The 19,291-nt window shown below is 38.3% G+C and carries 22 protein-coding genes and 1 rRNA gene; 7 read left to right on the top strand and 16 right to left on the bottom strand.

What is annotated here, in order from left to right; translation table 11 throughout:
* Window positions 1–64 precede the first annotated feature (64 nt).
* Window positions 65–1,625, bottom strand: a 16S ribosomal RNA gene (locus LDX54_RS02340).
* Between the two features lie 460 nt (window positions 1,626–2,085).
* Here LDX54_RS02340 and LDX54_RS02335 point away from each other — a divergent pair.
* Window positions 2,086–3,045 (top strand): NAD(P)/FAD-dependent oxidoreductase, encoded by a 960-nt coding sequence (locus LDX54_RS02335; protein ID WP_265667663.1) that lies wholly within the window; start codon window positions 2,086–2,088, stop codon window positions 3,043–3,045.
* Between the two features lie 9 nt (window positions 3,046–3,054).
* Window positions 3,055–3,705 carry a VTT domain-containing protein gene (locus LDX54_RS02330; protein ID WP_046324467.1) on the top strand — a complete coding sequence of 217 codons (651 nt, stop codon included), beginning with the start codon at window positions 3,055–3,057 and terminating at the stop codon, window positions 3,703–3,705.
* Between the two features lie 10 nt (window positions 3,706–3,715).
* Here LDX54_RS02330 and LDX54_RS02325 read toward each other — a convergent pair whose 3' ends face one another.
* From LDX54_RS02325 to LDX54_RS02305, 5 genes are read right to left on the bottom strand one after another with little or no spacing between them, the layout of a single operon-like run.
* Window positions 3,716–4,324, bottom strand: a complete 609-nt coding sequence (locus LDX54_RS02325) for a TIGR01906 family membrane protein (protein ID WP_265666990.1) — start codon at window positions 4,322–4,324, stop codon at window positions 3,716–3,718.
* Window positions 4,321–5,097: a TIGR01457 family HAD-type hydrolase gene (locus LDX54_RS02320; protein WP_265666991.1), complete on the bottom strand. Its 777-nt coding sequence runs from the start codon at window positions 5,095–5,097 to the stop codon at window positions 4,321–4,323. Before LDX54_RS02320 ends, LDX54_RS02325 begins: the two co-directional genes overlap by 4 nt.
* Entirely contained in the window at window positions 5,098–5,673 is a 576-nt protein-coding gene (locus LDX54_RS02315; protein WP_046324464.1) for a YutD family protein, read from the bottom strand.
* Window positions 5,654–7,051, bottom strand: a complete 1,398-nt coding sequence (locus LDX54_RS02310; protein WP_265666992.1) for a bifunctional UDP-sugar hydrolase/5'-nucleotidase — start codon at window positions 7,049–7,051, stop codon at window positions 5,654–5,656. The genes LDX54_RS02315 and LDX54_RS02310 overlap by 20 nt, the downstream gene beginning before the upstream one ends.
* Before the next feature lie 12 nt (window positions 7,052–7,063).
* On the bottom strand, window positions 7,064–7,399 hold the full coding sequence (locus LDX54_RS02305; RefSeq protein ID WP_110445691.1) for a hypothetical protein: 336 nt from the start codon (window positions 7,397–7,399) through the stop codon (window positions 7,064–7,066).
* Window positions 7,400–7,484: 85 nt separating this feature from the next.
* On the opposite strand from LDX54_RS02305, the gene LDX54_RS02300 reads away from it, so the two are divergent.
* The gene (locus tag LDX54_RS02300; protein ID WP_265666993.1) at window positions 7,485–8,873 is read left to right on the top strand and encodes a glycerophosphodiester phosphodiesterase; all 1,389 of its coding nucleotides are present in this window, start codon (window positions 7,485–7,487) and stop codon (window positions 8,871–8,873) included.
* Between the two features lie 26 nt (window positions 8,874–8,899).
* On the opposite strand, the gene LDX54_RS02295 is transcribed toward LDX54_RS02300, so the two are convergent.
* Window positions 8,900–9,901 (bottom strand): substrate-binding domain-containing protein, encoded by a 1,002-nt coding sequence (locus tag LDX54_RS02295; protein ID WP_265666994.1) that lies wholly within the window; start codon window positions 9,899–9,901, stop codon window positions 8,900–8,902.
* 148 nt (window positions 9,902–10,049) lie between these two features.
* On the opposite strand from LDX54_RS02295, the gene LDX54_RS02290 reads away from it, so the two are divergent.
* The gene (locus LDX54_RS02290; protein WP_265666995.1) at window positions 10,050–11,150 is read left to right on the top strand and encodes a Xaa-Pro peptidase family protein; all 1,101 of its coding nucleotides are present in this window, start codon (window positions 10,050–10,052) and stop codon (window positions 11,148–11,150) included.
* Window positions 11,151–11,230: 80 nt separating this feature from the next.
* On the opposite strand, the gene LDX54_RS02285 is transcribed toward LDX54_RS02290, so the two are convergent.
* Together LDX54_RS02285 and LDX54_RS02280 are read right to left on the bottom strand one after the other, a co-directional pair.
* Window positions 11,231–11,644: a YtxH domain-containing protein gene (locus tag LDX54_RS02285; protein WP_046324458.1), complete on the bottom strand. Its 414-nt coding sequence runs from the start codon at window positions 11,642–11,644 to the stop codon at window positions 11,231–11,233.
* A 17-nt stretch (window positions 11,645–11,661) separates the two neighbouring features.
* Window positions 11,662–12,087 carry a DUF948 domain-containing protein gene (locus tag LDX54_RS02280; protein WP_046324457.1) on the bottom strand — a complete coding sequence of 142 codons (426 nt, stop codon included), beginning with the start codon at window positions 12,085–12,087 and terminating at the stop codon, window positions 11,662–11,664.
* 111 nt (window positions 12,088–12,198) lie between these two features.
* On the opposite strand from LDX54_RS02280, the gene LDX54_RS02275 reads away from it, so the two are divergent.
* Entirely contained in the window at window positions 12,199–13,014 is an 816-nt protein-coding gene (locus LDX54_RS02275) for a mechanosensitive ion channel family protein (protein WP_046324456.1), read from the top strand.
* A 77-nt stretch (window positions 13,015–13,091) separates the two neighbouring features.
* Here the strand turns inward: LDX54_RS02275 and LDX54_RS02270 are convergent, their stop codons facing one another.
* Entirely contained in the window at window positions 13,092–13,706 is a 615-nt protein-coding gene (locus LDX54_RS02270) for an XTP/dITP diphosphatase (RefSeq protein ID WP_265666996.1), read from the bottom strand.
* A gap of 16 nt (window positions 13,707–13,722) precedes the next feature.
* Window positions 13,723–14,511, bottom strand: coding sequence for a glutamate racemase (gene murI / locus LDX54_RS02265; protein ID WP_265666997.1), 789 nt, complete (start codon window positions 14,509–14,511; stop codon window positions 13,723–13,725).
* A gap of 80 nt (window positions 14,512–14,591) precedes the next feature.
* On the opposite strand from murI, the gene LDX54_RS02260 reads away from it, so the two are divergent.
* A complete protein-coding gene (locus tag LDX54_RS02260) occupies window positions 14,592–14,999 on the top strand; it encodes a DUF2507 domain-containing protein (protein ID WP_174795213.1) in 408 nt (135 codons plus the stop codon).
* Window positions 15,000–15,071: 72 nt separating this feature from the next.
* Window positions 15,072–15,443 (top strand): large-conductance mechanosensitive channel protein MscL, encoded by a 372-nt coding sequence (gene mscL / locus LDX54_RS02255; RefSeq protein WP_265666998.1) that lies wholly within the window; start codon window positions 15,072–15,074, stop codon window positions 15,441–15,443.
* Between the two features lie 27 nt (window positions 15,444–15,470).
* Here the strand turns inward: mscL and trxA are convergent, their stop codons facing one another.
* The 5 genes from trxA to LDX54_RS02230 form a co-directional block, all read right to left on the bottom strand.
* Window positions 15,471–15,782 carry a thioredoxin gene (trxA, locus tag LDX54_RS02250; RefSeq protein ID WP_046324452.1) on the bottom strand — a complete coding sequence of 104 codons (312 nt, stop codon included), beginning with the start codon at window positions 15,780–15,782 and terminating at the stop codon, window positions 15,471–15,473.
* Between the two features lie 85 nt (window positions 15,783–15,867).
* On the bottom strand, window positions 15,868–18,222 hold the full coding sequence (locus tag LDX54_RS02245) for an endonuclease MutS2 (protein WP_265666999.1): 2,355 nt from the start codon (window positions 18,220–18,222) through the stop codon (window positions 15,868–15,870).
* 54 nt (window positions 18,223–18,276) lie between these two features.
* Entirely contained in the window at window positions 18,277–18,582 is a 306-nt protein-coding gene (locus LDX54_RS02240) for a DUF1292 domain-containing protein (RefSeq protein ID WP_046324450.1), read from the bottom strand.
* Between the two features lies 1 nt (window position 18,583).
* Window positions 18,584–19,012: a Holliday junction resolvase RuvX gene (gene ruvX / locus LDX54_RS02235; protein WP_046324449.1), complete on the bottom strand. Its 429-nt coding sequence runs from the start codon at window positions 19,010–19,012 to the stop codon at window positions 18,584–18,586.
* Window positions 19,012–19,269, bottom strand: coding sequence for an IreB family regulatory phosphoprotein (locus tag LDX54_RS02230; RefSeq protein ID WP_038521496.1), 258 nt, complete (start codon window positions 19,267–19,269; stop codon window positions 19,012–19,014). The genes ruvX and LDX54_RS02230 overlap by 1 nt, the downstream gene beginning before the upstream one ends.
* Window positions 19,270–19,291 lie beyond the last annotated feature (22 nt).

Below are 19,291 nucleotides of genomic sequence, written 5' to 3'. Positions count from 1 at the left end.
TCATGTGCCTTTGCCGGACTTCTCTTAGTATTTCTACTCTCCGTCTCGGCTCCCTTTTCCTTAGAAAGGAGGTGATCCAGCCGCAGGTTCTCCTACGGCTACCTTGTTACGACTTCACCCTAATCATCTGTCCTGCCTTAGACGGCTGACTCCTTTGCAGGTTATCCCACCGGCTTTGGGCATTACAGACTCTCATGGTGTGACGGGCGGTGTGTACAAGGCTCGGGAACGTATTCACCGCGGCGTGCTGATCCGCGATTACTAGCGATTCCAGCTTCATGCACTCGAGTTGCAGAGTGCAATCCGAACTGAGATTAGCTTTCAGAGATTCGCTTGCCTTTGCAGGTTCGCTGCTCGTTGTACTAACCATTGTAGCACGTGTGTAGCCCAGGTCATAAGGGGCATGATGACTTGACGTCGTCCCCACCTTCCTCCGGTTTGTCACCGGCAGTCTCATTAGAGTGCCCAACTTAATGCTGGCAACTAATAATAAGGGTTGCGCTCGTTGCGGGACTTAACCCAACATCTCACGACACGAGCTGACGACAGCCATGCACCACCTGTCTTAGTGTTCCCGAAGGAAACATCCTATCTCTAGGACTGGCACTAGATGTCAAGACCTGGTAAGGTTCTTCGCGTTGCTTCGAATTAAACCACATGCTCCACCGCTTGTGCGCCTCGTCAATTCCTTTGAGTTTTAACCTTGCGGTCGTACTCCCCAGGCGGAGTGCTTAATGCGTTAGCTGCAGCACTGAGAGGCGGAAACCTCCCAACACTTAGCACTCATCGTTTACGGCATGGACTACCAGGGTATCTAATCCTGTTCGCTACCCATGCTTTCGAACCTCAGCGTCAGTTACAGACCAGAGAGCCGCCTTCGCCACTGGTGTTCTTCCATATATCTACGCATTCCACCGCTACACATGGAGTTCCACTCTCCTCTTCTGCACTCAAGAAACATAGTTTCAGCTGCAGTTCCCCAGTTAAGCTGGGGGCTTTCACAGCTGACTTATCTTCCCGCCTGCGTTCGCTTTACGCCCAATAAATCCGGACAACGCTTGCCACCTACGTATTACCGCGGCTGCTGGCACGTAGTTAGCCGTGACTTTCTGGTTGATTACCGTCAAACAAAGATCAGTTGCTTTCCTTGTCCTTCTTCACCAACAACAGAGCTTTACGATCCGAAAACCTTCTTCACTCACGCGGCGTTGCTCCATCAGACTTGCGTCCATTGTGGAAGATTCCTACTGCTGCCTCCCGTAGGAGTTTGAGCCGTGTCTCAGTCCCAATGTGGCCGGTCAGTCTCTCAACTCGGCTATGCATCATCGCCTTGGTAGGCCGTTACCTTACCAACTAGCTAATGCACCGCGCGCCATCCTTTAGTGACAGCTCGAAAGCCGCCTTTCTCAGCTTGAGCATGCGCTCTTGCTGCTTATTTGGTATTAGCACCTGTTTCCAAGTGGTATCCCAAGCTAAAGGGCAGGTTGCCCACGTGTTACTCACCCATCCGCCGCTCGCGCTTCTGACTTCCTACCGAAGTATTCCGTCAAAATTGCTCGCTCGACTTGCATGTATTAGGCACGCCGCCAGCGTTCGTCCTGAGCCAGGATCAAACTCTCATTTTTTAAATGTTTGTTTGAATGTTTGCTCATTCGTTCCAAGATTCGCATCTCGGATTTATTTGCTTGCGAAATTGACTTCGCTCTTTTGTTTTGGGTTCTTTAAACCCGCACATTTTTGCGAAAACATTGTTCAGTTTTCAAGGTACTACCTGCTGCTAAAGCAGCTTTTTTATTTTGCCAGATTCTTTTGCTTTTGTCAAGCACTTTTTTCTGACTTGTTTTGCCGTCTTACCGGACAGCGTTTATTATCTTACTAAAACAATTGACTTTTGTCAACTGCTTTTGCTTGATTTTTTTAACCCTGTCTTCGTGCTCGCGCCTTGCGGCTCATTGCCCGACGACAGTTATTAATACTAGCAAGTATTTTTCTTTTTTGCAAGTCTTTTTTGCAAATTATTCAAGTGACTATCTTCTTTATTCATGATAAAGTTGTCATATCAACGATTAGAGGGGAGTTTTCAAAATAAAAAAATTTGATTTAGCAATTATAGGAGCGGGACCCGTAGGGTTATTCTGTGCCAATTTTGCTCATCTTCATGGTCTAAATACAATAATTTTTGATTCACTAGCTGAGGTTGGCGGGCAACCAAAACTACTTTATCCTTTTAAAGAAATTTTGGATATACCAGCTTACAGTTCTATTTTAGCTCATGAATTAATTACCAAATTACAAAATGATGCCAGACAACATACAACATTTGTTTTAAATCATCCAGTTAGAGCCATTGAGCAAAGCAACAATGAATTTGTTATCGATGACGACTATTCTGTTAGAAGCGTCATTATTGCCACTGGGACTGGGGTTTTCAGTCCTAAAAAATTTCCACTAAAAACGAATGAGGCAATTGAAAAAAGGATTCACTATTATGTTAAAGATCCCCAGGATTTTGCTCATCAAAAAGTAGGTGTCTTCGGTGGTGGCGATTCAGCTCTTGACTGGGCAATTGAATTAGCAAGTCAATCGGCTGCCAAAATCAAACTAGTTCATAGAAGAAATGAATTTCGCGGTCTCGAATCAAGTGTCACCAAACTAAAAAGTTTAAAAAATGTTGAAATAAAGACCCCTTATCTTCCTAAATCAATTGAAATTAGAGATAATCAACTTAATATTAGCTTGAAAAAAATTGGAAGTAACGCTATTACTGACGAGCAATTTGATCAAATAATCGTTGGCTACGGCTTTCGAGCTAATAATCAGTTTGTAAAAAAATGGGGTGTTAATTTAGTTAATAACCAAATAGAAGTTTCTCGCTCTATGGAAACCAATATACCTGGTATTTATGCAATAGGCGATGTCACTACTTATTCTGGCCGAGTCCCACTTATTGGACTGGGCTTTGGAGAAGCACAAATTGCAATTACTACAATTATGCGTAAGCTTTTCCCTGAAAAGACCTTAACAATACATTCAACCAGCATTTAGGAGATGTTTATGACAGTAATCAATTTTATCTTGCATATCGATCACCATCTGATTGAAATAGTCAATCAGTTTGGCAATTGGACGTATTTGATTATCTTTGCCATTATTTTTATCGAAACTGGATTAGTTATATTTCCCTTTTTACCAGGTGATTCATTAATTTTTGCTGCCAGTTCTTTAGCAGTTAATCCTGCATACAAGCTAAATATCTGGTGGATTTATTTTGCAGTGCTGCTGGCAGCAATACTAGGCGATGCCTGTAATTATGAAATAGGCGCCTGGTCAGTCAGACAAGGTTCCAAGCATACCTGGTTTAATAGCTTAATCAATCAAAAAAATCGGACGGCTGCTGAAAACTTTTTTGAGCGGCATGGACCAATCACTATTGTTATTGGCAGATTTATCCCTTTCATCAGAACTTTTGTCCCGTTCATTTCGGGTGGAAGTAACATGCATTATGGCAAGTTTGCCTTATATAACGTAGTTGGCGGAATATTTTGGAGTGGTTTGTTCACAATACTTGGTGCCTTCTTTGGCAACATCCCTTTTGTCAAAAATCATTTCTCAATGTTAATACTTGCAATAATTATAATCTCGGTTCTGCCGCTTCTTATAGTATCGTTAAAAAAGCGGATTAAAAACAAAAAGGAGATCCATTAAGGACTCCTTTTTATTTTTGTAATAATTTATCTGCAAAATACAATTCATAGACGATACCGGCAATCGCAAAACAAGAAGCAAAAAAGCCTTCTGTGAGCACATTAATAATCGGATCTGTAGCGGGATCAAATAGCCAAGTATTGCTGCCAGCAAAAAACAAATGATGAAATGTAATAAAAAAGTTATCAAAATTTGCCAAAGCAAACGGTAAAACGGCAATCGGCAATAGTAAAAATAATAACGCCCAAATCTTATTTAAGCGCAAAAATTTTTGATTTTGTCTTTTACACCAAAAATATATGATTAAACAGCACAAGAAGGCAACGATCGCCAAAACAAATAATTTTTTGACATCAGCAAAATGCCTGGCAGCCATTGCAGACGTATGAAAATCACGCATGTGCAGCTTACGCTTAAATGGCCAAATGAGGTACCACAACAACTGATTATAACTATTCATCACTTGTTCAATCGATAAATTGACTGTTTTATTTGTTTTTTGCACTAATACAAATACGAATAACAGTGGCCAACTTGCAACAAGAGCTGTCACCACACTAGTAGAAATAGCAAAAATAAAATGATAAATAATAGTTAATATATTATTTCTTTTGCTCATAATTTAACCTGATCCAAACTGTCAACTAAAATTGTCGGCTGCCTTTTGCCTTCAATGTCAGCCAATTTTGTAATACCCGTCGTTACCAGCAATTGGTCAACATGACTGTTAAAACCCGCCTTGATATCAGTATCGTAGTTATCACCTACTAAAAGTGCATCTTCTTTAGAAAACTGTAGTTTAGCTAACAGCATATCAATAATCACGGAAGAAGGCTTGCCGATAAAAAATGGTTTATGGCCACTTGAAGCCGCAATCATCGCACACTGAGAACCATTACCGGGCAATAAACCTTTTTCACTAGGCAAATTTAAATCTGCGTTAGTCCCAATAAAAGTAGCACCATTCCTAATTGCAGTAGCAGCCACTTGAATTTTATGATAAGTCAAGTCCGTATCCATCCCCACAATCACGTATTCAGGATTAAAATCAGTGACTTCAAAAGCAGAATTTTGCAAAAATTCACGCCATAAACCAATTTGACCTATTATATAAATACCGATTTTACTTTGCCGCTTCTTTTCACGGTTTAAAATATAACTTACCGTTGCCATGCAAGGAGTATAAATGTGCGCAACATCGGTTTTAATGCCATGCGTTTTAAGCTTATCCACCACCATTTGTGGCGTACGAGTAGTATTATTAGTCAAAAAAATATAGCTTTTATGTGCCTGTTCAAGGCGCTTAACAAAACGAACACCTGCAGCAATAGTTTCCTTGCCCCGATAAATGGTGCCATCAAGATCAATTAAAAATAAACGGTAATCTCTCACTTATTTGCTGCCCTTCCTTTTTTTGATTACAAAAGAATGGTTATTCGCACGCTCTTTTTTTATTGCCACTGTTTCGGGCTTCTTTATCTTAGGTTGGCGAACATGGTAACTCTTAAACGATTTGTAAAGCTTCTTTCTGTGTATATTTTGTCCCCGATTTTTAAACGAATTTAGTCGCCTTTTTCTTTTATTATTATGATAATGATGTACTGGACTTAACAACTGCAAGATAAAATACGGACTGCCGGGATTACAATATTCAAGCAAATAATCCGCAATTGTTTGTTTTTTACGATCAATAGCAGCCTGAGCATTATCCTGGTAGAAACCTTTCAAACGCAAATGATCACTAGACAAGTCTCCTACAATAAAATCATATTGATCAAGATATGGGTCGTATTTTTGCCGCAAAAGTTCAAGATCCAGAGCATCATCCTTATTAACTATTACCTGGTACAATTGTTTGTTAATTTTTAACTGCTCATTATCCAAAGCCACTGCTGCCAGGGGATGGCGCAGAGGCTGCTCCTGGTCAAATTTATTTTCTTGTAGTTGATTACTGTTTATTTTTTTCACTATTATTTTCACTTCCAGTTATAGGGTATTTTTGTGCCAAATAGTCTCCAATCACCTCACGCAAGAATTGTGGAAACAAAAAGTCATTGTCGCCCACGATTGCCAGAGTTGGAAAAAACGGCACCAAAACATAATGATCCAAAACAGCAATTTGATATTCCTGGTATGGATCAACTTCTTTGCCGTTGACGAAGACTACTCTACTCATAGGGTCAAATTTAATACCCTTATAATGCATTTGACCAAATATTTTCCCCCGAAAACTCATTCCCTGCAAAGGGAATTGATCTAAAAAATGTCGGTTTTTTTCAATTTCCATAATTAGGCGCCATAGATCACTGCCTCTTAAAGTAGAACGCACTACATGCATTGAATGCGGTAAAGACTTTTGCAAATCATATTTAGTGATAATGCCTTTTTTAAAAGGGGTTAAGAAAAGACCCGAGCTGAGCATTGCCAAATCGGTTCCTGCAAAATGAGCAATTGCATTCATTGAAACTTGGATTGCAGCTTCACGGTCACCATCATATTTTTCGGGCAAATCAGCAACAAGTTCTCGACTCAAAATTTCTTTGCCCTTTTGCCTGTATCCTAAAATAGTGTCTTCATCAGCTGAATGAGACTTCATCAAACTGGTTGGTTCAACGTGCGGCGTAATCTTGCGTACATGGTGATTGTCATCAATTTCCATATACGTATTGCCTACATAGTTGCCCCATTTACCGGTTTGAGTAATCCAGACACCCTTAACTTCTTTACCATGGGGAAGCAAGTCGTGGCTATGGCCTCCCACAATCAAATCAATTTCTGGATAATTTTTGGCTAAAAAGGTATCCATATCTAAGCCAATATGAGTTATTAAAATTAACACGTCATAGTGGCCTTTTATTTGTGGCAAAACCTTATCCATTGTTTCTTTCAGCATTTTGACGTGCCAGTGATTAGGTTCATAAGAAAGTGGGTATGCGGCAGTCAGACCGATGAGACCGATGCGTGTTCCCTTTTTTGTAGTTAAGATTTTATCCTGAACTGCCCAGTGAGGCAGAGATTCATCTTCTTCACGCAAATTGGCTAAAATAACGGGAAAATCGGCATGATCAAATAGTCTTTCTACTACAGCGTGGGAATTGGAAATACCTTCATTGTTACCAATAGTAATTGCGTCGTAATGAAAAGAATTCATTAATTGAATATTAGCCTGGCCATAAGTTGCATCAGTCAAAGGATGTGAGCGGTCCATGAAGTCTCCAGCATCAAAAGTAAACACCTGGTCGACAGTTTGATCTTTTTGAGCTTCCCGCAAATACCGGCCAATTTTGGGAAAATGTTCGAAATGTGAGTGTAAGTCATTAGTATGTAAAATGCGAATTTTTTCCATTATCCTTGCTCTCTATCCAATTTGATTCGACTTTAAAACTATGTTATAGGCGTCTAGAACTTTTCCCTTAGGCTTTTGCCATTCTACCCAATCCGGATTTTTCCAATCATTTTCGTTTGTCAAAGTCTCAAGCTTATAGTTCTGATTGATATATTCTTCATAAGTAACAAGGGCTTTAGTACGTGGAATATTTAATTGTAAAATACGAACACTCTTAATTTTTCCTCTGTCAGCTGCAAGTTCTGCTATACCATTCTGATCAATATTAGAAATTTCAAAATACTTGCTGCCGTCATTGCGCACAATTTCTTCAATTAAATCTAATTCTTCATATTGTTGCTTATTCATCAATATTCCCCGTATAAATTAAATCTGTGACATATAGCAAAAAATGTGCAACCATGCTATTGTAATTAACAACAGAGGTGTACACATGAAATATCAAAGCCAACTGTTTAAGGCTCTCATTTTTAGCATCATATTTATCATAACTAGTGGTTTCACTGTGGTCGGCCATCGCGGAGACCCCAGCAAATATCCTGAAGAAACTATTCAAAGTGACAACTCTGCCTTTAATTCAGGTGCAGACTACGTTGAACTTGACCTGCGCCTTTCTGCAGACGGTGAACTAGTTGTATCACATGATGATGACCTATTTCGAGTGACCCATACACATGCAATTGTATCACAAAATTATTGGCAGGCACTTAGACAATTGACCTATGACAATGGTGAACATGTGCTGAGCTTACCAGAGCTATTTGAATATTATCAAAAAAAGCCTAATACCAAATTTATTCTTGAAACTAAAATTGACCATGGACTTGATCCTTCTTATGAATTAGAAGATCAGATTGCCGCCACTGTGAAGAAATATCATATGGAAAAAAGAATAATGATTCATTCATTTTCTGCAGCCAGTTTGTTTCATTTTCGTAAAATTATGCCCGATGCCTACTTAATTCTAATCGTCGGCAGTCTTAAACGAATAAATTTTAGTAATTTGCCGCAAGTCAATGCTGTCAATGTTTCCTCCGACTTGATTTTAAATCATTCCTGGCTGATACATTGGTTACACCAGTTAAATAAACAGGTTTTTGTGTGGACAGAAATGGACGAATCGCCCGATCTATGGCAATGGTTGATTAATAAAAATGTCGATGGCGTGGTAACCAATTTTCCCAGCACCGGATTTAAGTACAAGCTGGCTAAGGAAGGCACCAAAAAGTATGCTATCCACCGCAAAGGCAGCTATTTTGGCAAAAAGAAAGCCAAGACCATGATGAACCCTTATGTACAGAAAATGCAAAATAAATATGTTTATCCGGGACAAAAATTTGAAGTAATGTATGGTGTCAGGGCGCATAATCAACTTTATTATCAGATTGCAAATCAAACATTTATCTCAGCTGAGTTTGTCAACATGGACTTAAGACCAGCAGATATTGCACCTTATCAAAGTAAGCAAATTATTGCTAAACCGCAAAAAGATGTTCGAATTTATCGTTACCCTGATAATCAAGCCAAAACAAAAAAATTGCTACCGGCAAATACTCTTTTTAAAATCCAGAATTTTAATGGTAGTCCTAAGAGTTTATGGCTATTTACATCACAAGGTTGGATCAAAGCACGTGATATTCTTTTCTATGGTTTCTTTGACGACGCAAATTGGCAAAATTATCGCCGCTTGCCGCGAATGAGCCGTTATTCAAATATTGCTTTAACTCCTTATTTACAGCTGCAACCAGCAAAGACGTTAAACACGTGGCAGAAGATCAAGCAAATTAAAAAAATAACTACTAAAAAAGTGCTGCATAATTAACTGCAACACTTTTTGTGTGAATAATATTATTCATTTGTAGTACTTTGCTTTTTCAATATCTCATAAGAAAGCTCAATTTGCTTCTCTGGCACTTCTTCATTATTCATCAATTTAGTCAACATTCTCATTGCCACCGCTCCAATATCATAAAGCGGCTGACGAATGGCTGTTAACGCTGGGCGCACAACTGAAGCAATTTGAGTTGCGCTGGCTGTAATTATTTCTAAATCTTCCGGCACTTTTTTACCAGCATCAATAGCAGAATTCAAAATTCCCACTGCAGTGACATCACGACTGACAATCACGCCATCAATACCGTCCTGCTCCAGTTGGGATAATAAATTATAGCCATCAGAATGGTCTTTAATCTTAGTATAGATATGACCTTCACCTAAACCGTGATCAGCCATAAATTTTTTGTAAGCCGGAATTCTATTTTCAGCGCTAACTACAGTATCTGGATTGCCTAAGACTAAGGCCAAATTTCTCCTGCCATCATTATACAGAAGGTTTAAAGCTTCTGTATCGGCCTTTTGATAATCAATCGCAACTGATGGAAATTCACTGCGACTATCTTTAGTACCAGCTAAAACTACTGGCGTATCAGTCCGCTTAAAAGCCTCAACTGCCTCTTCCGGCAAATTGTCTGACATGTAAATCACACCATCGACCTGCTTATTAAGCAATCCCTGAATTGCCTGATCTTCTCTCATTAAACGGTTTTCAATACTGGTGATAATAATGTTGTACTTATATAAAAGCGCAATATCATCAATTCCTTTTGACAATTCCGCAAAATAAAGATTAGTTAAATCCGGCACGATTAAACCAACAGTGGTGGTTCTTTTAGATGCCAGTCCTTGTGCTACCGCATTTGGCTGGTAATGCAACCGGTTGATTACCTTCATAACCCGTTCGCGAGTGTCTTTACGCACATTTGTATTGCCGTTAACAACTCGTGAGACAGTAGCCATTGAAACTTTAGCCTCACGAGCAACATCATAAATTGTAATATCCTGTTTTCGCATTTTGGTTCCCCCATCTTAAAATTACTAGAATAAAATTTATCATTCTTTCCCATAAATTGCAAACGTTTACAACTATTCTTTCATTTTTTCAGGTCTAGAACATGATATACTGATTTTAATCATAAAATCAAGATGGAAGGAAGAAGCTATGAACTTAACTAAATTACAAGAATGGCTGCAAAGTACCAATTGCGATGTTGCCTACATTTCTAATCCAACGACAATTGCTTACTTTACAGGATATGACATGGAGCCACATGAACGAATCTTTGCCCTTTTAGCATTTAAAGATCAAGATCCGTTCGTCTTTGTTCCAGCTTTAAATGTTGAAGAAGCTAAAAATTCAGCTTGGAACGGTGATGTATATGGTTATCTTGACTCAGAAGATCCCTGGGCAATTATTGCTGACAAAGTGAAAAGCAGAACCAAAGAATACCAAAAATGGGCTTTAGAAAAAAATAACCTCTCTGTTTCCCATTATCAATTCATCCATGAGCAATTTCCAGATGCTAATTTTGACGGTGATGTTTCTAATTTTGTTGCAAAAATTCGTCTCTACAAAACTCCTGAAGAAATAAAGCAATTGCAAGCCGCTGGCCGTGAGGCAGACTTTGCTTTTCAAATTGGTTTTGACGCCATTAAGGAAGGTGTTACTGAAAGGTATATTGCTGGTCAGATTGAATATCAGCTAAAGGTACAAAAAGGCGTAATGCATGAAAGTTTTGAAACCATTGTACAAGCCGGTGCCAACGCCGCTAATCCTCATTTAGGTCCTACTATGAATAAAGTCAAGCCAAATGAATTGGTGTTATTTGATCTTGGTACTATGCACAACGGTTATGCTTCTGATTCCAGCAGAACAGTTGCTTATGGCGAACCAACAGCCAAAGAAAAAGAAATTTACGAAATTGATCGCGAAGCTCAACAAGCTGCAATTGACGCAGTGAGACCGGGAATGACAGCTTCTGAATTAGATAGTGTTGCTCGTGATATTATTACTAAAGCGGGCTATGGTGAATACTTTATTCACCGTTTGGGTCACGGCATTGGTAAAGAAGTACACGAATACCCTTCAATTGTTCAAGGCAACGATTTGATCATTGAAGAGGGTATGTGTTTTTCAATTGAACCTGGTATCTATATTCCTAATGTAGCGGGGGTCAGAATCGAAGATTGTGGTGTTGTAACTAAAAACGGCTATGAACCATTTACTCATACAAGTAAGGAACTAAAAGTTTTACCTCTTTAAATAAACTCACTTTATTTATTGCATAAAAATGGCACTGACAGATTTTATTTTCTGTCAGTGCCATTTTACTAAAATCGTGTTTATGGTCTAGAATATGGATCAGCAGGTGCATCTGCAGGGCCTTCAGGCTTTGGGTCTGAGGGTTCCGAGTGATTAAAATCATCTGGACCCTCTGCATGGTGCAAGTCATCAGCTACATCTGCAGCATGATCTTTTTGCTGTACATCAGTATCTTTTGAACTATCAATAACGATATCATCAAAATCTTTCAGTTCAGAATCATCTTCTACATTCTTGGGGAATGAGGCCAGTTGATTCTTTACAATTTCAGTACCGTTATCATATTTTTTCTTTAAGTCTTGAACAGTTTCATTGTTCTTAACTTTTTTCTTCAGTTCGTCAATTTGTTCATCACTGACTAATAAGGAACCAGCTAGGAACCCTACAGCACTTCCGACAATAGTACCTAAAACAAAATTTGCAAAATTTTTCATAAAAGTAACTCCTTTTACTAATCTTCACCTTTACGCCGCTTATGCCGTGCAAACACTGATGCTAAAGCAGAAGACATCAACCCGTTACGTTTCCAATGAAAATTATTGAAACGCTTTGCCATATTTCTGGTAGATGTGTTGACATCCGAAACGCTTTCGCCTAAATCAGCTGCTGCTTGCACAACAGGATCAATAGTTTTCATTTTAACATTAACATCTGCTAGCAAGACATTAGTTTTATCAAGCAAATCACTGGTTTGATGAAGTAAATCATTTACATCCCCAGTGACCTGTTGAATTGACTCGTTAGCACTCTGGATCGTTTTTTCTGCTTCTCTAGTCGCTTTTGCGGCACGTATAAGCACTGGAATTGTGAAAAGTACTAAAATTAATAATGCAATGGCGGCTATTAAACCTGCTAATGCACCATAAGAAAATTTCATCTTTTACCTCCAATTCTATACCTAAAAAAAGTCTAGCATGAAAATGCTTCAATCTCAATCTATATGTAATATTTTGTTATAGTTAATATGCATATACGAAAGGTAATTATTATGGATAAAATATTTCAAATCAATAAAAACGTGCTTAAGTTTAACTGGGACAGGCTGGGAGAACAAGTTCTGACAATTATTTGGCAGCTCCTAGTTTCAGCTTTAGTTTTTTACCTGATCGACCATGTTGGTAAAAAAATAATTAAACATTATTTAGAGCATAGTAAAAGAAAACAAAATAAGAGAACTCAAACAGTTACTGCATTAATTAACAGTATCTTTGAATACACTGTGATTTTTTTCTACTTGTTTGCTGTTTTATCTATCCTAGGTATTCCAATTGGTACGCTACTTGCGAGTGCTGGTATCTTTTCTCTGGCTTTAGGGATGGGAGCCCAGGGCTTTGTCAGCGATTTAGTTAACGGCTTCTTCATTTTAAGTGAAGACCAGTTTGACGTAGGAGATATTGTCTCAATCAACAATCAAACTGGAGTAGTGGTTCAGTTGGGATTAAGGACTACCAGACTTAAAGGGTCTGATGGTTCTTTAATCTACATCCCCAATCGTAATATTTCAATCGTACAAAATTTAGCCCACGGTGGCATTGGCTTAGATATTGAAATCCAACTAAAAGCTAATAACGATTTTGCAAAAGTTCATAGTCTTATTGAACAGGTAAACAAAAAATTGAGTACCGATATTAATTTTTTAGTGCAAGAACCTAAAATTATTGGCATCGCTACGCAAACAGCACAAACTGTTAATTATGTGGTTCATTTTCAAGTTAAACCCGGTTATGAAAAAGAAGTGCAGGATAAATACTTAACGCAGTATTTAAACGTCCTGCAAAGCAACCAAGTTCTTTTAGCAGAATAAAATAAAAACTGATAAATGTCTTTAACACTTTTCCAGTAAAAAGTATTAAAAATAATATTTAGCAGTTTTTTAGATATTTATTCAAACTGAGCGAGCCAGTTTGGTAAACACTTTAATAATTTGGCGAGTGCTTTTCCTCGGTGAGAAAGACTATTTTTTTCTGCAGTTGTCATTTCGGCAAAAGTTTTCTGCTTTTCCGGTACATAAAAAAGCGGATCATAGCCAAAGCCGTCTTCACCTTCAGGCGCTGGTAAAATTAGGCCTTCACATTGACCTGAGACAACCAAATCTTTTTCAAAATGACTTGGCATTGATACTACAATTGTAGTATTAAATCTAGCTGTTCTTTTTGCTAACGGCACACCACCAAGCTCGGCCAGTAATTTAGCATTATTCTTTTGATCATTATGCTCAGGGCCGGCAAAACGCGCCGAGTGAACTCCAGGAGCACCATCAAGTGCATCAACCATTAAGCCGGAGTCATCCGCTATTGTCAGCAGCTGACTATAGTCAGCTAATTCATGTGCCTTTAGCTTAGCATTTTGCTCAAATGTTGTACCGTACTCATCAACAATTGGCGGCCTATCTAAATCGGCATTAGTCTTAACTGTGAGGTTAAGCGCAGCTTTTTTAAAAGCTGCTCTCAATTCTTTTACCTTGCCCTGATTAGTTGTTGCAAATAAAACTTCCATTTTTTCTCCTTTCTTCTTAAAGGTGTTTTGCACTAACGTATTGCTCGTCTAATACTATTTTACCCAATTCGTTAAACATTCTGACGTCCCCCGTTGTGTAATACTCGTGCGCACCATCATTAGAATTACTGCCAAAAAGGTCGTCACGTTTCATCACATTATACGTATATTGCGCTACCTGGTCAGCTGGATCAATAATTTGAACATTTGGTTTTAAACATTGTGCAAACTCACTGCGAATAATAGGATAGTGCGTACATCCCAAAACGAGAGTATCTATGTCCAGCTTGTCGATTGGCAGCAAAAGTTCTTGCAGTGCAGAAACATACGCCTGATGACTTGCATCAGCTTCAATTAGGGGTACAATCTGAGGGGCTGCTATTTCATGCACAACTATTTGGGAATCACGCTTTTGAATCTCCTTTTGGTATGCATTTAAACTAACAGTCATTTTTGTCGCCACAACTGCCACGTTTTTGTTTTTAGTAGCTTGCGCTGCCGCTAGAGCGCCCGATTGAATTACGCCGATAATTTGCGGCTCAATCTCTTTTTGAATAGCATTCATAGCTACTGCCGTGGCAGTATTGCAGGCAAAGACAATTAGTTTAACGTTTTTACTTAATAAAAAATTAACACTTTGCTTTGTTAGCGCAATAATTTCCGCCTTAGACTTATCACCATAGGGAACATGAGCATTGTCACCAATGAAAACAGTTGATTCATGAGGCATTTTAGCAATTATTTTTTTGACTACCGTTAAGCCGCCAACTCCTGAATCTAATAAGCCAATTGGTCGATTATCCATATTAAAAGACTCCCTAAATAATTTATACTTCAGTCAATTTTACGGTAAAATAAAAGAAAATAAAAGGGATGAATTTCTTTATGCAAGACAATAACCAGCAACATGAACATGTTTATTTTGTAAATCAGCTTTATCGTGACTTTTTACTGCCAACGATCTTAGGCAAAGACAATGATGTAATTCTATATTGGGGTGGCAAGCGCATAGCCCGTAAATATGACTTAGCGTCCTTTGAAGATGTAGCCAGCTTTTTTACAACTACTGAATTTGGCAATATTGAAAAAGCAAGAGCCCATCATAGTGAAAAAATTTTCAAATTAACCGGACAAAATGTAGCCGATCGGATTAGCAGTGGTAATCAGGAATTTTCCCTTGAAGCAGGAATAATTGCAGAAGCAGTTGAAAAAGAAACTGGTCGCACTACTGAATGCGAAATTAAGGTTGATGAACATAAAAAAATAGTAAAATTAATCGCTAAATTTGATTAAGTACTTTGAAACAAATAATTTAGTTTTTTACCATTTTTGCAATATTATTAAAGTAAGAATGGAGGAAACAAAATGCTTAGAGAATTTAAAGAATTTATTCAACGGGGCAACGTTATCGATTTGGCTGTTGGTGTAATCATCGGCGGAGCTTTTACCAACATTGTTAATTCATTGGTAAACAATTTAATTAATCCCCTTTTGGGTCTATTTATCGGACGAATTGATCTTTCCAATCTGGTATTTAAAGCCGGAGGTGCTACTTTTAAATACGGTGAATTTATCAATACTGTGATTAACTTTTTGATTATTGCATTCATCGTCTTTTTGCTAGTTAAAGCTGTCAATAAAGTAATAAGACATAACGACCAGAAACAACCAGCTGGCCCAACCGCTGAAGATTACTTGAAAGAAATTCGCGATCTATTAAAAGAAAAAAGCAATTAAAAAAATTCCTGCAGTTGCAGGAATTTTTTAATTGGTATATTGATCCAAAATTTGACTCAATTTTGCTTTAGGTGTGTAACCCGTAATGCGATCTACAATTTCACCGTTTTTCTTGATTAGCAAAGTCGGAATAGCCATAACTCCCAAAGAGCTTGGTACTTCCTTGTTTTGATCAACATCCATTTTGGTAAATTTAACGTCTTGTCTCTCCTCAGCCAATTCATCAACTACCGGAGATTGCATTTTGCACGGACCACACCAGGTTGCCCAAAAGTCCGTTAACACGACACCATCTTTTGTTTCTTCTTCAAAGTTTTGATCTGTAAGTTCATCAACCATTGAAAAAACCTCCTTTAGAGAAAAACATTATTCTATTGATATTTTCATTATAGCAACCAGACTTACTTTTTACAAGTAAAGTAAATTATTGCAAATGCACAATGGTTGCACCATTTCCGCCCTCGTTTGCAGGGGCGTAATTATAACTTTTCACATGCTTATTCGTCCGTAAATATTGCCAAACGCCTTTTCTAATAGCACCAGTACCTATGCCGTGAATAATGGTAACAACATCTAAACCAGCTAACAGCACCGAGTCAATATAGCGATCTAAATTAGTCATTGCTTCATCATAACGCTGACCGCGCAAATCGAGCTCACTTTTAGCATTGCTACGCCTGTTTGCACTAACTGCACGCACTTTCGAATGAGTTTGCGGCTTTTCATGCTGAGTGCTTTTTTCAATGTCGCGATCACTGACTTTAACCTTAATAATACCCATCTGGACCTCATATTCATGTTCAGACAACTTTTTGGTAATCGTACCAGTTTGCCCATAAGACAGTACTTTTACCTGATCGCCTACATTAACATGGTGTCTTCTTTTTTCGCGTTGCAGAACACGATTATGAGCCAGATTTTCGTTTTGTCGTTCAAGCTGATTAAATTCACCCTTGGCAGCAATAATTTCGTTTTGTTTAACATTACCTTTTTGCTGCTCAAGTTGTGCGATAATTTTATCAGCTTTTTTACGGCTTTTGGTAACTACTTCATTAGCTCTTTCCTGAGCAAATTCCAGCTGCTTTTGCACACGTTGATTGTACCAATCGAGTGCTTGCTGCAATGTCTTTTCCAACTTTTTAGCACGATCAAGACTGGTAGTTAAATGACTGCGGGCATCTGAAGCAGCCTTAGTTTGCTTCGTTAACTCAGTAATCATTTGGTTAATATCAACGTTTTCATCACTCATTAGCCCCTGTGCTTTTTTAACCACGTCTTCGCGCATCCCTAATCTGCGCGCAATTGCAAATGCGTTACTGTGACCAGGAATACCAATTTGTAAACGGTATGTTGGCGACAAGGTCTTTAGATCGAACTCCATTGATGCATTAGTTGTTCTTTCACGATTATAGCCATATAGTTTCAGTTCTGGGTAATGGGTAGTAACGATAATTTTAGCTTTCTTTTGCCGTAAAAAGTCCAAAATACTGATTGCCAGACTTGCGCCTTCTTCTGGGTCCGTTCCCGCACCAATTTCATCAATCAAAACCAGTGTCTTGGCATCGACCTTTTTCATTATTTTGACAATGCCATTAATATGTGAAGAAAAGGTACTGAGTGATTGCTCAATAGATTGTTCATCCCCAATATCTGCGCAGATGTCTTTAAAAACACCGGCTTTGCTTCCTTCTGCAGCAGGAATAAACAGGCCTGATTGTGCCATTAACTGTAAAATACCCACTGTTTTTAATGTAATCGTCTTTCCACCAGTATTTGGACCAGTAATCAACATAGTATCGTAATCTTCACCCAGACAGATATCATTGGCAATAACTGTTTCCGGATTAATTAAAGGATGTCGTGCTTGTAAAAACACCAGTGACTGATCATCAGTCAACTTAGGCTCAGTTGCTTTCATAGCATGAGCTAATTTCGCTTTTGCCTGAATAAAATCGAGTTTAACTAAAGCACCAGCAATCGTATCAATGCTATCAGCTTCCGGTCGCACTAGATCAGACAAGTTACGCAGAATATGACTGATTTCTCTTCTTTCTTGTGCCAGAAGGTTTTGCTGACGATTATTGAGATTTAAAACTGCACTAGGTTCAATAAAAAGCGTTTGTCCACTGGCACTTTGATCATGAACAACGCCGCCAAATTTATTGCGGTATTCTTGTTTGACCGGAATAACATAACGTTCATCACGAATTGTCACAATCTGCTCTGACAAATACTTGCTGCTACTACCCTTGATATAGCCATCCATTCTCTGCTTAATTTCAGCATCATTGCTTTTGATTTCATGACGTAAATGGGCTAATTCGCTGGAAGCAGTATCGAGAACTTCTCCATCAAAATCTAGAGAACGATTAAGTTTGTTATACAAACTTTGAGGTACATTTAATTGTGCCAAAATAGAATCTATGGCGGTTAAATCTAGTTTTTCCTCATCAATTTCACCAAAAAATTCATTTGTTTCATTTGCAAGCGCCAAAACTAATAACAAATTACCCAATTCCTTGGCGTTTAAGTTTGCCTTGATCCGCAAACGCTTGGTACTTGCAGTAACATCAGCAAAATCTGTCAATGGCAATTGCCCTTTAACCCGCAAAATATCAGCACCAGCAAGAGTTTGCTTCAAACTAAGTTCAACTTGAGCAAAATCATTACTTGGCAGTAAGTTGAATGCTGTCATTTTAGCTGGTGTAGTAATCGCCATTTGTTGTAATTGTTCAGTAATTTTGGCAAATTCTAAAGTTTTTAATATTTTATCATTCATTATTTTTCTAAATTATTAATCTTTAATAAAAAAGGCTGGCCCAGCCAGTCTTTCTTATTCACCACTTAATCGGTCATCGTCCAAAAATGTATTTAAGACTCCTTGGACCATGTTCCACTCATCATCTGCTTCAATCTCGTGTAAATCACTACTGGTAACATCACCTGCGGAATCTGAATCATAGCTGAATGCTAAGACTTCAATTTCGTCATCATCACTAGCAGCTGCTGGATAGAGCAAAACATATGATTTATCATAATCATCTGAATGAAACGTAAATAAAATTTCGTATAATTCTTCATTACCCTGATCATCAATCAGGGTAATCTGACGGTCATCACCGTTAATTTCTTGTGCCATATTAATCCTTTCGGTTTAGATCCAAATAATTCTGTAAAATCAAAACAGCAGCCATTTGGTCAATAACTTCTTTGCGCTTATGGCGATCGTACATTCCTGCCTCTTCAACTAAAACTCTTTCAGATTCCACTGTCGTTAGTCTCTCATCTAAATAATGCACTGGCAAACCAAACTTTTTCTCCAGTCTCTCACCATATGCTTTACTGCGATTAACTGAAGCACCTGAAGAGCCATCCATGTTTTTAGGCAAACCCAGCACAAAAGCCTCTGGTTCATATTGGCGGACAATTTTTTTAATTGCACGCATACCAAAATTATAACGCGTTTCATCAATAGGGATGGTTTCAACCATCTGCGCAGTTATTCCTAATTCATCACTAACAGCAACGCCTACTGTCTTTGATCCAACATCTAAACCAACTAGTCGCATTATTTATCTTTTCCAAGATAATTTTTGACAAGCTCTTCAATAATTTCGTCACGTTCATGCTTCAAAATTAAATTACGAGCATCATTATGCCGTGGAATATAAGCCGGATCGCCAGACAATAAGTAGCCGACAATCTGGTTAACTGGATTATAACCCTTCTCTTCCAGAGCATTATAAACGTCTTGCAGAGTATCATGAACATTTTTGCCTTTATTTTCGTTAAAGTCAAAATGCATTGTCTTATCTAGCGAACTCATAATTATTCCTCCTAGCATAATT

It is taken from the genome of Lactobacillus sp. IBH004 (assembly GCF_026185255.2).
Taxonomy (GTDB): Bacteria; Bacillota; Bacilli; order Lactobacillales; family Lactobacillaceae; genus Lactobacillus; species Lactobacillus melliventris.
The sequence above is the reverse complement of the archived record's forward strand: the minus strand, read 5'-3'. Positions and strand labels throughout refer to the sequence as shown.

Excerpts from the sequence above, each read along its gene's own strand:
- trxA (WP_046324452.1), bottom strand. The coding sequence starts at position 15,782 with ATGGTTGATGAACTTACAGATCAAAACTTTGAAGAAGAAACAAAAGAT.
- LDX54_RS02275 (WP_046324456.1), top strand. The coding sequence starts at position 12,199 with ATGGATAAAATATTTCAAATCAATAAAAACGTGCTTAAGTTTAACTGG.
- LDX54_RS02270 (WP_265666996.1), bottom strand. The coding sequence starts at position 13,706 with ATGGAAGTTTTATTTGCAACAACTAATCAGGGCAAGGTAAAAGAATTG.
- LDX54_RS02295 (WP_265666994.1), bottom strand. The coding sequence starts at position 9,901 with ATGCGAAAACAGGATATTACAATTTATGATGTTGCTCGTGAGGCTAAA.
- LDX54_RS02310 (WP_265666992.1), bottom strand. The coding sequence starts at position 7,051 with ATGGAAAAAATTCGCATTTTACATACTAATGACTTACACTCACATTTC.
- LDX54_RS02300 (WP_265666993.1), top strand. The coding sequence starts at position 7,485 with ATGAAATATCAAAGCCAACTGTTTAAGGCTCTCATTTTTAGCATCATA.
- ruvX (WP_046324449.1), bottom strand. The coding sequence starts at position 19,012 with ATGCGACTAGTTGGTTTAGATGTTGGATCAAAGACAGTAGGCGTTGCT.
- LDX54_RS02245 (WP_265666999.1), bottom strand. The coding sequence starts at position 18,222 with ATGAATGATAAAATATTAAAAACTTTAGAATTTGCCAAAATTACTGAA.
- LDX54_RS02325 (WP_265666990.1), bottom strand. The coding sequence starts at position 4,324 with ATGAGCAAAAGAAATAATATATTAACTATTATTTATCATTTTATTTTT.
- LDX54_RS02290 (WP_265666995.1), top strand. The coding sequence starts at position 10,050 with ATGAACTTAACTAAATTACAAGAATGGCTGCAAAGTACCAATTGCGAT.
- LDX54_RS02230 (WP_038521496.1), bottom strand. The coding sequence starts at position 19,269 with ATGAGTTCGCTAGATAAGACAATGCATTTTGACTTTAACGAAAATAAA.
- LDX54_RS02330 (WP_046324467.1), top strand. The coding sequence starts at position 3,055 with ATGACAGTAATCAATTTTATCTTGCATATCGATCACCATCTGATTGAA.
- murI (WP_265666997.1), bottom strand. The coding sequence starts at position 14,511 with ATGGATAATCGACCAATTGGCTTATTAGATTCAGGAGTTGGCGGCTTA.
- LDX54_RS02260 (WP_174795213.1), top strand. The coding sequence starts at position 14,592 with ATGCAAGACAATAACCAGCAACATGAACATGTTTATTTTGTAAATCAG.
- LDX54_RS02285 (WP_046324458.1), bottom strand. The coding sequence starts at position 11,644 with ATGAAAAATTTTGCAAATTTTGTTTTAGGTACTATTGTCGGAAGTGCT.
- mscL (WP_265666998.1), top strand. The coding sequence starts at position 15,072 with ATGCTTAGAGAATTTAAAGAATTTATTCAACGGGGCAACGTTATCGAT.
- LDX54_RS02240 (WP_046324450.1), bottom strand. The coding sequence starts at position 18,582 with ATGGCACAAGAAATTAACGGTGATGACCGTCAGATTACCCTGATTGAT.
- LDX54_RS02280 (WP_046324457.1), bottom strand. The coding sequence starts at position 12,087 with ATGAAATTTTCTTATGGTGCATTAGCAGGTTTAATAGCCGCCATTGCA.
- LDX54_RS02305 (WP_110445691.1), bottom strand. The coding sequence starts at position 7,399 with ATGAATAAGCAACAATATGAAGAATTAGATTTAATTGAAGAAATTGTG.